This window comes from Paenibacillus sp. J22R232, from assembly GCF_056269165.1.
In genome coordinates this window covers 66,726-79,493 of the sequence record NZ_JBWDNK010000011.1, presented here as the reverse complement: position 1 = coordinate 79,493, position 12,768 = coordinate 66,726, and the positions used below count along the sequence as shown (strand labels likewise).

Annotated in this window: 9 protein-coding genes; all 9 read left to right on the top strand. The window is 49.6% G+C overall.

What is annotated here, in order from left to right; translation table 11 throughout:
- Positions 1 to 4 precede the first annotated feature (4 nt).
- Positions 5 to 1,000 (top strand): NAD(P)/FAD-dependent oxidoreductase, encoded by a 996-nt coding sequence (locus AC0YN3_RS24915; RefSeq protein WP_475777631.1) that lies wholly within the window; start codon positions 5 to 7, stop codon positions 998 to 1,000.
- A 267-nt stretch (positions 1,001 to 1,267) separates the two neighbouring features.
- Complete coding sequence (locus AC0YN3_RS24910) at positions 1,268 to 2,158, top strand: carbohydrate ABC transporter permease (protein WP_475777630.1); 891 nt, start codon at positions 1,268 to 1,270, stop codon at positions 2,156 to 2,158.
- Positions 2,159 to 2,171: 13 nt separating this feature from the next.
- Positions 2,172 to 3,008: a carbohydrate ABC transporter permease gene (locus tag AC0YN3_RS24905; RefSeq protein ID WP_475777629.1), complete on the top strand. Its 837-nt coding sequence runs from the start codon at positions 2,172 to 2,174 to the stop codon at positions 3,006 to 3,008.
- A 29-nt stretch (positions 3,009 to 3,037) separates the two neighbouring features.
- Complete coding sequence (locus tag AC0YN3_RS24900; protein ID WP_475777628.1) at positions 3,038 to 4,804, top strand: cache domain-containing sensor histidine kinase; 1,767 nt, start codon at positions 3,038 to 3,040, stop codon at positions 4,802 to 4,804.
- Positions 4,801 to 6,429 carry a response regulator transcription factor gene (locus AC0YN3_RS24895; RefSeq protein ID WP_475777627.1) on the top strand — a complete coding sequence of 543 codons (1,629 nt, stop codon included), beginning with the start codon at positions 4,801 to 4,803 and terminating at the stop codon, positions 6,427 to 6,429. The genes AC0YN3_RS24900 and AC0YN3_RS24895 overlap by 4 nt, the downstream gene beginning before the upstream one ends.
- A gap of 141 nt (positions 6,430 to 6,570) precedes the next feature.
- Positions 6,571 to 7,977, top strand: coding sequence for an ABC transporter substrate-binding protein (locus tag AC0YN3_RS24890; RefSeq protein ID WP_475777626.1), 1,407 nt, complete (start codon positions 6,571 to 6,573; stop codon positions 7,975 to 7,977).
- Between the two features lie 87 nt (positions 7,978 to 8,064).
- A complete protein-coding gene (locus AC0YN3_RS24885; protein ID WP_475777625.1) occupies positions 8,065 to 9,930 on the top strand; it encodes a heparinase II/III family protein in 1,866 nt (621 codons plus the stop codon).
- The gene (locus tag AC0YN3_RS24880) at positions 9,927 to 12,350 is read left to right on the top strand and encodes a hypothetical protein (RefSeq protein WP_475777624.1); all 2,424 of its coding nucleotides are present in this window, start codon (positions 9,927 to 9,929) and stop codon (positions 12,348 to 12,350) included. The genes AC0YN3_RS24885 and AC0YN3_RS24880 overlap by 4 nt, the downstream gene beginning before the upstream one ends.
- Before the next feature lie 34 nt (positions 12,351 to 12,384).
- Positions 12,385 to 12,699 (top strand): cupin domain-containing protein, encoded by a 315-nt coding sequence (locus AC0YN3_RS24875; RefSeq protein ID WP_475777623.1) that lies wholly within the window; start codon positions 12,385 to 12,387, stop codon positions 12,697 to 12,699.
- Positions 12,700 to 12,768 lie beyond the last annotated feature (69 nt).

Here is a 12,768-nt window from a genome sequence, read left to right as displayed (position 1 = left end):
TGAGATGAGCGATATGACAGATCTTCTCGTCATTGGCGGAGGTCCGGTGGGCATGTTTAGCTGTTTCTATGGCGGGATGCGTAAAGCGAGCGTAAAACTGATCGAAAGCATGCCGCAACTGGGAGGCCAGCTGGCAGCTTTATACCCAGAGAAGCATATCTATGACGTTGCTGGGTTTTCGAAGGTTACTGCTCAAGAACTTGTTGATCGACTAGCCGAGCAAATAAAGCCATTCCCAATAGATGTTTGCTTGAACCAGCAAGTACTTAGTGTAACGAAGCTTGAAGAGCGACTGTTTAAAGTGGTAACAGACAAAGGAGAGCATTACGCCAAAGCGATCATTCTATCCGGGGGAGCAGGAGCCTTCCAGCCTCGGCGGATAGAGCTGCCCAATGCGGAGCGTTTCGAGAAGGAGAATCTTCACTATTTTGTAAACGACCTCAACAAATTCAAGGGGAAGAAAGTATTGCTTAGTGGAGGCGGTGATTCGGCAGTCGATTGGGCATTAATGCTTGAATCGATAGCTGACCAGGTAACGCTAATCCATCGACGGGATAAATTCCGTGCCCATGAACATAGTGTTGAACGGCTTAGACATTCAACAGTTCATATTCGCACACCGTGGGAAGTATTATCTTTGGATGGTGAAGACCGCATCCAACAAGTACAGCTTCAGCACTGTCATTCGGGAATCGTAGAGAAAATGGATGTTGATGCCGTTATCGTCAATTATGGTTTTGTATCATCCCTTGGCCCAATTGTGGAATGGGGCATTGCTCTTGAACAAAACGCTGTTAAAGTAGACAGCCGGATGCAAACGAATATTGCTGGCTTTTTTGCAGCGGGAGACATCGCGTCGTATCAAGGGAAAGTGAAATTGATAGCAGTAGGATTCGGGGAAGCGCCAACGGCTGTTAATAACGCGATGACGTACATTGACCCGGGAGCTAAGCTATCTCCCGGACATAGCAGCCACATGAAAATCCCACAGCTATTTTAAATGCACGGGTTGTATGCCCGACCGATTCGATTAAAGTTGGAAATCATCCCATCTCATGCAATTAATTGTTAAAAGGAATTCCGATAGAAACGGCCAGCCGATTTTGGATGGCCGTTTTCTTTTGCTGCTTGTTCGGGCACTACAGGGGAGACGTTATTTTTTAAGGCATAAAAGTAGTATCGTCCCCCCAGGTTGATGGATTGTCCCATCCCGTTATCAGGCTGGCTTCTTATACAATGAAGCTATTAGACGGGAGGAGATGGATTCATGCAAAGAAATCGAATAGGTGCCTATTTGTTCAGCCTTCCCAGTTTTTTTCTGACGATGGCCCTCGGCATATATCCTGTGTTTTGGGCGCTTCGCTATATGTTTTACGATTATCAGGGGTATGGGACTCCAACATTCATTGGTTTAGAAAATTTTGCCAGAGTCGCAAGGGATACTGAGTTTTGGCAGTCTGTCGTGAATACGTTCGTGTACGCGGGAGGCAAACTGATCATAACGCTGCCGTTATCGCTTATTCTTGCCGTTATTTTAAATCGCAAGCTGCGGGGGCGGCATGCCTTCCGGGCTATCTTTTTCCTGCCGACCATCTTCAGTGCATCGGTTATGTCTATCGTTTTCTATATCGTATTCAATTCTTACAACGGCATTATCAACCAATACTTAATCAAGCTGAATGTCGTATCCGGACCGGTTGATTGGCTTGGCGCAGCCCACGCGATGCTGACGATTATTATCATTGCCGTTTGGGGGGCCGTAGGCAACTACATGCTGCTCTTTATCGCGGGGCTTCAGAGCATTCCCGAGGATGTTTACGAAGCGGCTTCGCTGGATGGCGTAAATCCGGCGCAGCGCCTATGGTACATCACGATTCCAATGCTTGGGCCTGTGCTGCAGATGATCGTCATGCTCGCTATCACGACTTCTTTGAAGGGCTACGAGAGCATCATGGTTTTGACGGAAGGTGGACCTTTCGGCAAAACGGAAGTCATGTATCTCTATTTATACAAGCTGTTTTTCCCGCTCACCACGACAGGCACCTCTGTTCAGAATATCGGCTACGGCAGCGCGGTCGGATTCACTACAGCGATCATCGTTGGCCTGGTCACTTGGCTCTACTTCTGGATGTCGAAAAAACTGAACAATATTTATTAAAGGGGGAAGGAACATGACGATTCGTAAAATGCTGATCCGTACGCCGGTATGGTTACTATTGCTCGTCACGGCAGGATTGATGCTGTTCCCGATTGTGATCGCGCTGCTCGGCTCGTTCAAAACTAATCTAGAGCTGACGACGGGAGCGACGGTGCTTCCCTTGAAGTGGCAATTCCAGAACTACGTCGAGGCATGGAGCAAAGCCGATTTCTCGGGCTTCACATTCAATAGTATTTATGTAGCCGTGTTCGCTACGATCGGAACGCTGCTCGTATCCGCAATGGCGGCTTATGCAGTCGACCGCGTTGCTTTCAGAGGCAAGAAACTATTCATATTTCTTCAATCGTTCACCCTGTTTATCTCTATCGGAGCCGTGGTGCTAAAACCGCAGTTTAATCTTATGGTTGCCATCGGTTTGCAGAAATCATTATGGGGTGTCATAATCATTCTAATTAGTGCGCATGCCACCGCCTTTTTCATGATTATTGGCTTTTTCAGAGGTATTCCGAAGGATTTGGACGAAGCGGCGCTCATTGACGGCTGCAACTTTTACTCCACCTTCTGGCGAATCATTTTGCCGCTCCTTAGACCTGCTTTAGCTGTCGTGGCACTCTTTACCTTTAGGAATGCCTGGAATGAATACATTCTCCCGCTCGTCTTCTCGTTGTCCCGTCCTGATTTGCAAACGCTCCCCGTTGGCCTCGCGAATTTGAGATATGGAGCAGGGGCAGCCGTAGAAAACCAATTGATGCTTGCAGGCGCATGCATTTCGATTTTACCGCTATTGATCGTTTACCTGTTTGCCAACCGTTCCTTCATGCAAGTTACTATGGGCTCTGTTAAGGGCTGATCCTTTCATATATTGAGGCGATGGACGTTATGAAACATATATTTAGAAAGATGTCGCTAAAAAAACGAATATGGATCTCTTTTGTTATGCTAACTGTCGTTTGTATATCTGTCACGGGAACTTATGTTTCCGTGTTTTTTTCTCGTGAAATGAAAGCCCAAGCGAACAAGACAAGCCAGGACACCTTGAACAAAACGGCGCAGGTGTTCGATGAGCGTCTTCGGAATATCGTCGTGTCGGTTTCCACGCTCATGATGGGTGAGCCGTTCCAGCATGCGATGCGAGATGTCCAAGCTGGCAACGGTAACGAATATTATAACCGGCTTTCGCAGCTGCAAACCCCGTTCGCCCAAATGATGATTGCGGAGCAATCAATCGATTCCGTGCTGGTGCATACGCCAATAGGCGACTTCTATCCTACGGAGAGCAAGCGCAGCATGTTTGCGTTCACCGATACAGCGCTTAGTGCCATGACCCTTGATACACAGAAGCAGTGGGCTACGTTATGGGCAGGCGGTCATGCCGATCAGCTGTTCAGCAGAAAAAACGCGGTGATATCCTTAATCATCAAACCGCTCTTTGAGATGCAGCTGCCTGGCGTTTATGTTGTTGTTAATATTAGGGAAGATTATTTGCAGGACCTGATCCAGGCTCATCTTCAGGAGGGCAGTCTCAGACAGCTCGTTGTTGACCGAAGCAGCGGGAACGCCGTTTTCACCTCCGAGGCTGATCTGCCAAGCCATGACAAGGAGCTGTATGAACGGTTCGCCGCCAGCGACAGAGGCCACTTTGAATATTCGACCGAGAGCAATAAGCCTTACTTGGTCAATTACGTGGCGTTGGGCATGAATCCGGACTGGGTTCTCATTGGCTACCAATCAAAGTCGGAGCTTCTTGCACCCGTTCAGCGCATGCGCTGGACCATTCTTACGATTATGGGCGTATGCGTCGTGCTCGCGCTTATTATGTCGAGCATGCTGTCGGAACTGTTGCTAAAACCGCTGTTCAAGCTTCGAAACCTTATGTTTAAGGTCGAGCAGAACCAGCTTGACGTTCGATTTGAGAGTGTGTTTGAAGATGAGATCAGCCAGGTAGGGCATAAATTCAACCGGATGCTGGAGCAAATTGGCGAGTTAATCCAAGAGGTTAAAGTATCTGAGCAATCCAAGCGCAAATCCGAAATCAAGGCGCTGCAAGCTCAGATCGATCCCCATTTCTTATACAATACGCTGAATACGATTTATTGGAAGAGCGAAATGGAGGAACAGCAGGATGTCAGCGGCATGATCGTCTCGCTCTCCCTGCTGTTCCGGCTAGGCCTCAACAATGGCAAAGAAATCACGACCTTGCGGCAGGAACTTGACCATGTCGCGCAATACTTGAAGCTGCAGGTGATGTGTTATCCCGACTTGTTTGAATACGAGCTGGCGGCAGCCGACGAGAAGCTGATGGATATTCCGGTTCTCAAAATCATGCTCCAGCCGCTCGTTGAAAATTCGATTCTGCACGGCTTTCAGGATCTGCCGCACAAGGGAATGATTCGCATTGAGGTTGCCGTGGCTGAAGAATTGTTGATGCTGACGGTAACGGATAACGGAAGCGGGATGGATACAGCTCGCGTGGAAAAGATGCTGAACGGAGCGGATACGGAGCATACGAGCTACGCGCTATCCAACGTTGCAGCGAGATTAGCGCTATATTACGGGTACAAGGCTTCCATGAAGCTTGAAAGCGAGCCGGGCATTAGAACGTCCGTTAAGCTGATTATTCCTATTCAAGAGGTGATCAACGAATGAACGGCATAACGATGTGCGTCATTGATGATGTGAGGACGGTAATCGAGGGCATTCTCAAAAAGATTCCATGGTCGGAGCATGGAATTGCTATTGCCGGTACGGCAATGAACGGCAAGGATGGTCTTCAGCTTATTAAGGATAAGCATCCGGATATCGTATTGACGGATATCCGCATGCCGATGCAGAGCGGAATCGATATGATTCGCGAGCTGAAGGAGAGCGGAGAGCATGGTCCGCAAATCATATTTTTCAGCGGATATTCCGATTTCACCTATGCTCAGGAATCGGTGCGCCTCGGCGCGTTTGATTATTTAGTGAAACCTTTTACGTCGCAGCAGGTGGTAGATGCGGTGCTTCGCGCCAAAGCCAAGATTGAGACGCAGAGGCTGGAGCAATTGGATAAGATGGCGCTTGAGAGAAAGGTGAGGGAGAGCCTGCCGTATTTGCGCCAGGAGTACTTCCGGCTGCTGATCCGCCATGACGAGCTTCCGGAACGGGCGTACGAGAAGTGGGATTTTCTCGGAATCGATATGGGTACGTACGGTTTTGTCGCTATGGCTGTACAAATAGAAGGCTTGATGAATGAGCGTACGCCTTTGCCAGTCAGAGAGGTTGAGCTTACAAGGTTCGCGGTTCAGAATATTATGGAAGAAACGATCAAAAAGCAAGCTAAGGGCATCGTATTTCGCGAGCATTTGGGCCAATTCGTCGTCCTGCTGAATCCGGATAAGGACGTAGATGTGCTTGCTCTTGCAGAAGACTGCAGGCATCATGTGAATCAGTATGCCAAACGAGATATTTCAGTCGGTGTCGGTGGCTGGGTAGCGGGAATCGGGGAGATTGCCCTATCCTATGAACAGGCAAAGACAGCGCTCAGCTATCAATTTTATTCGGGAAGCGGCTGCGTTATTTCTTATCGCGACATTGAACGGCAGGACCACATTACACCTCAATACTCAGCGGACAAGGAAACTGAGCTGCTCTATTGCCTGCGTTCGGGCAACAAAGAAGGGACAGAGCGCCTGCTGGCAAGCATTGCCGAGGAATGCCTGCGCTATCCGGCCCCGCCTGATCCCGACGTGCTGACGAATTTATTCTATGGGTTGGCTTTCTCCATGTATCGCGTCATTGCGGAGAAAGCGGACGAAAAGCAACGGTTCTGGCTTGACGAACGGTTAAGCGCGATGAAGAAAGGGCGCTATCTATCCACGGCAGAGCTGATACAAGATGTGAAGGACCTTGGAATAACAGGGAGTGAATGGGTTCAGAAACGTCAGAAGAACGACGTAGGCCAGCTTATTCACCAAGCAGTGAATTATGTAAGCAGCCGGCTGGGAAGCGATCTCACGGTGCAGGAATGTGCCGGAGTCGTACATTTGAGCCCTAGCTATTTCTCGAATTTGTTCAAAAAGGAAGTTGGAATGACGTTTATGCAATACGTCACGAGCGAGCGGATGGAGAAGGCGAAGAAGCTACTGCTTGAAGGCATGCAGGTACAGGATATTACCTTCGAGCTTGGCTATCGCGACCGGCCGTATTTCAGCGAGCTGTTCAAGAAGCATACGGGGCTGACACCGACGGAATTTCGCGGCAAATATGAAAGCTCGGGTTCAAAAGGCGAATAAGAGTGATTTTCCCCTCCCAGAATCGTGATTTTGTCCTTCATGGCATGGCGAGCTTAGGTGCTACAATGAGGTCAGCAAAGCGAGCCGGACGGGTTATCCCGAAAGGAACGCCGCTTGCCAAACAAAGGGGAGGTACGACAGATGAACAAAAGGTTCGCAACGAAGAGTACACTTTCGGTCTGTTATTTACTGGTTATGGCTTTAATGCTGGCAGCATGCTCGACGAATAATGGATCGAGCGAGAAGCCGAATGCATCAGAGGGCAGCAGTGGAACGGCTAAGACGAAGATCGCTTATTGGACCATTGATCGTCACGACATGGATTACATGCAGCAGCAGGTTGATAACTATAACGCAACAAACACCGACAATATTGAAGTTGAAATGAAGGTTATGGCCGACAACTACAATCAGGCGGTAGAGGTTGCGTTCGCAAGCAACCAGGCTCCTGACATTTTCCGAAGCGGCGATTTCCAAACCTATGTGAACAAGGGCTACTATGCACAGCTGGATACGCTGCTAAGCGATGAGTTCCTAGCGAAGTTTGAAGGTCTGCTGGTTGAGGATATTTACACGAAGGATGGACATGTCTACACACTGCCGAATACCGGCCAGTTCTGGCGCTTGTTATATAATGTTGATTTGATGGAGAAGGCCGGTTTTACAGAGCCGCCGAAGACGCTGGATGAAATGGTCCAAATGGCTAAGAAAATTACGGAAATGGGCAAGTCGGAAGGCGTATATGGCTTTGCGAGCAATTTCAAAAACGGATCGGGCTTTACTCGCCCTGCGTTCGCGGCTGGCTCGTTAGGCTCCGAATCCAGCCATGAAGGCTTTAATTTCCAAACGGGAGAGTTCGACTTTGAAATGTACCGCGACATTGCGGAGGCGCTGCGCCAAATTAAAACCGACGGAAGCATGATTCCGGGAGCGGAGTCGCTTGATATCGATCCGCTGCGCGCTCAATTCGCACAAGGCAAAATCGGAATGTATGTTAACCATTCCAGTGAGCCAGCCGTGTATACTTCGCAGTTCCCGACCGACATCCGCTGGGCATCAGCGCTAGTGCCGACGAAGGATGGTCAGATTAACGGCGTTTCTTGGGTCAATGCGGGTGGATATATTGGAATAAGCGCCAAATCGACCAAGCAGGAAGCAGCAGTCAAATTTCTGGAATATTTGTACAACCTCGAGCTTCGTTCAGAATACCAGGAGAAGGGTCTTGGCCTTTCGGTCTTGCCTTACGTGAACGAGGCGGCAGGCAAGCCGGAATTGGCCGGCATTGATGGATTTCTTCCAACGAAATATGACGGCATTTATCCAGCCACGCCGTTATCGATCACAGAGACGAAGCTAGAAGGCAAGAAGTTCAGCGATGTTTTCATTGAATTTATTTTGACAGGAAACCAAGAGCTGGATGCCGCTATCACAGATTTGAACACGAGATATGAGAAAGCGCTGGCAACGGCACGCAAAGAAGGATTAACGAATGTACAAGCTAATCCATCATTCAGCGCGAAGAGTCTGCAAGGCTCGCTCGGCGAATAGCCATTCAAGGGAAATAGAGTCTGCCTGCATGGGCAGCCTCTGTTTTTTATCAGAATCTAATCCGGAGCGAAGAGGAGCGGGATAGGGATGGATCATTTATTTTTCACCATCGGGCAGAGGAGGGAATGGGGAGAGCAATTTAATCGGCAATTTCCCGCGAACGCATTGGAAGCGATTGCGGAGGCAGACCGTTGGTGTACAGGAAACCGCCTGGTTTGGAAAAACTTGAATATCGACTTAGGCGATCCTATCGACTGGCTTCATAATCCTACCGGGGACAAGGAATTTACGTGGGGCATTAATCGATTCAAGCATCTTCGCAGCTTAGGCATCGCTTACGCGTGCACAGGCAACGAGAAATATGCAGCTAGAGCTATAGCGCATATTACGGGATGGATCGACACCCAGCCATGTCCGCGCGGTGTGCCTGCGGAGGAGCTCGCCTATTTCCAAAGACCGGGTCCATGGCGGCTGCTGGAGACGGGGCTGAGACTGCGGCAATGGGTCTATGCCTATCATTTCTTCCATGGGTCAACGAGCTGGACAGGTGAATTGGAACAGCGGTTTTTTGATTCGGTGAAGGAGCATGCGTGGTTCCTATCGACCTACACGGCAAGCATCGAAATCAATCATTCGATCATGCATATGATCGGATTGCTTAGCGCGGGTCTTACGTTTATTTCATGGGAGGAAAGTCCGGAATGGCGCAACAAGGCGATTGAGCGGCTGGAGGATTGCATTCGCGTGCAGGTGCTGTCCGATGGCGTCCATTCCGAGCTTACTCCGCATTACCATATGGTATCGCTTGAGCTGTTTGTCGATTGTGCGGTCATGCTGCAAAAGCGCGGCCTTGCGTTCTCCGCCGAATACGAGCGGATTGTGGCGGGAATGGTACGCTTCGCGAGTTGCATGACGAGGCAGGACGGCAGCATGGCGCCATTCGCGGATTCGTATGCCACGCATCCGCCTGATCTTAATGCGGCAGCGCTTTATATGAATATACCGGAATTCATGCTTGCCGAGCAGTTGCATGAGCAGTTCTGGACGGTCGGCCCAGATGCGATAAAGCAGCTTCTTGCCGCACGGGGAGAAGGGAAGCTGCCAGCCGCGAAGCTGCCCTTTTCTTTCCCGGAAGCGGGATATTACGGGCTGGGCAACAGCGAGCAGAAGCTGATCTTTGACGCTGCTGCTATGGGCGGGCCGCATGGGCATGCGGATGCCCTTTCCTTCGAGTGGTGCGCATTCGGAGAAGCGTTATTTGTAGACCCAGGCACTTATACGTACATGGAAAACCCGTGGAGACGTTATTTCAAAAGCACATCTGCGCATAATACCGTTCTTGTCGACGGGCAGGACCAAACGCCATATTTGCGAACGCAGAGCTGGGGAATGCCTGAGGCGAATGTTACTTTGCTCGCGTGGGAACCGGATCAGCAAATGATTTGTGCAGAGCATGACGGCTACGAAGTGCGCGGCATTAAGCATCGGCGCGCCGTTTGGTTCCTAGAAAGCGGCGAATGGGTCATTTACGATCGTCTGACTGGAACGGGAGAGCATACGTTTCAGCACCGGCTTCATACCAGGCTGCTGGATTGGAAGGTGGAGAAGCAAGCAGGCGCCGAGTCAGCTCTCTATTACGCAATTGGCAGCCGCCTGATGGGAAAAGATTCGCCCATTACATGCGAGATGCTGGTTTTTGGGCCCGAATCGATGTCCGTGGACGTGGAGGATAGCTGGGAATCTGTTCTACCGATGACGATGCAGCCGCTGAAGGTGTTTCAGAGCTTGATGACATCGAATGAGGGAACCTGGTTTATTACCGTAATGAGGCCTCGTCAAGGAAGCGGCGAGTGGCAGCCTGCAGAGTGGAGCATCCAATTGGATGATTGGAATCCGCCCATGCTTAGCTTGAAAAGAGCGGATCGACATACCCGTTTTGTGATGCCTGAATGAATTCAACGGAGGTGAAGGCTGTGGAGGGCTTCAACGGATTTATTTCTCATTATCTCATATCAGGACCGAAATTAACGCCTTTTATAGCGGATAAAACAGATAAAAACCAGATTCGCTATGAGAAATATTTGAGATCCATCGTTGCGGAAAGGGATATGCCTGCCCCATCCGATCAGATTCGAATAGGCAGCCAGAGCGAATTGGGACTTCCTTGGGAGTATTATTATCCGCGCAGCGGTTTCGTGAACATTAGTCAGTTTTCGGTCACGCCGCAAAAAGTCGAGCTGCTGGCATCTGCGGGACTGGTTGCAAAGGAAGCGATTAGGGTACGGGCAGTGATTTGGACATACGCAGCCGTTGATGTGTGGCTTGGCGACATTAAGGTATGCTCCGTTACGGAGCCGGTGTACAAGCCGATCGTCAAGAAAGAAATCACCTTGATGCTTCAAAAAGGGTATAACGCTTTAACGATTCGCATGCAAAATTTGGCGGTGCGAGATACCCGGAACATATTCGGCGTTCAATTATTGGACAAGTGGGACTTGATCGATACCTCGCTACCTGACCTGGAGAATGTGCAGCCGTTTCTCGCGCTGGACCACTGGTTATCCGGAATCGAAATGAGCGGAAGGCGAATTCACCTTCCTGCGAATCCGCCTTGTCCCGTCTATTTGGCTTATCGTGATCTTCAGCATGACGGGCAGCGTACGGATATTAGCGGCTTGAGCTTTATTGACGTACAAGAGGACGGGCTGATGGCCTTCGTATACGGAGAGATTGGACAAAAAAAGCTGTCACGCAAAATCGAATTGCTGCAAAACCACAAGCCCGTTTATCTAGATTCAGCAGCATTCTCGGAACGAAGCAGTAGAATGTACGAGGAGCTCGCGGGTATGGGCGCTGGCCAAACGTTCAAGCCGCTGCGATTCGGCTTGTTCTATGTGCTAGCACGCTGGGAGCTCGGGCAGAAGGCGGCACATGATGAAGCTCACATCGAACAGGCATTGGAACAAATAGAGAGAAGGGAAGATTGCTCGGACTTTTTCCTAGCAGGATTGCTTCGCCTGATGCAGTCCCACAAGCTGAACACTGTCCTATCTGGGCGTGCAGAACAAGCGATTCTGAACTACCGGTACTGGATGACCGAGAACGGCTCGGACGGGATGTGCTTTTGGAGCGAGAATCATGCGTTAATGTTCTATATATGCGCTTATATGGCAGGCCGCGAATACCCGGATCAGAATTTCCCAAGGTCAGGGCGCACAGGGGTGGAAGTGAGCAAGGTGGCTAAGGCTAGAATTCAGCAATGGCTGGAAGATATCGAGGATTACGGCTTTGAGGAGTTTCTAAGCACGGATTATATGTGCGTGACGCTAGGTGCATTACTGAACGTAGTCGATTATATGGAGGAAGAGGAATCATCCCGAGCCGCCCGGTTAGTCGATAAGATGCTGGAAACCTTTGCATGGCATACTTTCCGCGGGTCTATCATTGCGCCGCAGGCTAGAATATACCGTTCCGTGATTCTGCCATTTACCCAAGCGGCACAATCCATAATAAGTTTGCTGGATGAAAAAGCGCCAATCGGCAACAGTGAATGGATGGTTTTCCTAATGAACAGCAAGTATCGGCTGCCAGATTCGTTACTCGGTCTAATGAATGAGCCTTTGGAGAAGGGATATCAGACAGGAAACGCGTGGATAAAGCTCAAAAAGCATAAGGATTACATGCTTACCTCCGTGCAGTCGCCGAGATCGGATGAGCTTCCGGCCTATTGGGAAAATATAAGCTTTGATGACGAAGCCGACATCGAATCCAATGATTATATCAAATCTTTTAACGAGCGTTTTCACGGCACCTCCCGCTTTGAACCGGGCGTGCAGGGCTATCAGCAGCATATGTGGTATGCCGCGCTGGATAATGATACGGTAGTGTTCACGAACCATCCAGGCGAGATGTCAGATGATGGAGGCATGCGCCCGGGATATTGGTACGGGAACGGCATCATGCCTGCGATTAAGCAGCAGGGCCAGCTGCTTGGAGCCGTCTATGATATTGGTGAAGACCACCCGGTTTCGTTCACGCATCTCTTTTTCCCGAAAAGCAAATTTGATACGGTATCACAGGTAGGCTCGTGGTTGTTCGGTCAAAAGGATGACGGTTATGCAGCTATTTGGAGCAGTGACATCAAAGTGCCTTTTAACGGTCTTTTGTTTGAGTGCGAATATCGGGTATATGGCAGCCAAACGGCCTATTTATGCCAATGTGGCTCCAAAGAAGAGTTTAAAAGCCTGAGCCGCTTCATGCGCTATTGCGAGGAGCTTTCTCCTGTATTTGACCGATCTACCCTTACGCTTTCTGCTTCGAACGGATATGAACTGACCTTTAATCGATGCGAGAATAAGACGCAATATATTTGAAATGGTTTAATGGAATAGAAGAGGAGAGTGCTTCATGAGCCGAATAAACGTATGGGAAAATGCCGAGCCGGGCGTCAAGCGCAAAATTTTCGCGCCTGGCGAGACGATCATGATGATGGAGGTTCATTTCGAGGAGGGTGCGGAAGGGTATCTGCATAGCCATGTGCACGAGCAGTTATCCTATTGTTTAGAGGGGCAGCTGGAATTTACGATTAATGGCGAGAAAACGGTCATAGCAGCTGGAGATACGATTTATATTCCAAGTCTTGCCGAGCATGGCTGCCGTGCCCTTCAAAAGAGCAAGCTGCTGGACACCTTTACTCCGCTAAGACAGGATTTAATCACTTAGTGCAATTAATATGAGGCGGCAGAGCGGATGGCGCTAGTTAGCCCATTTGTAGAGCACATAAAATCGAAT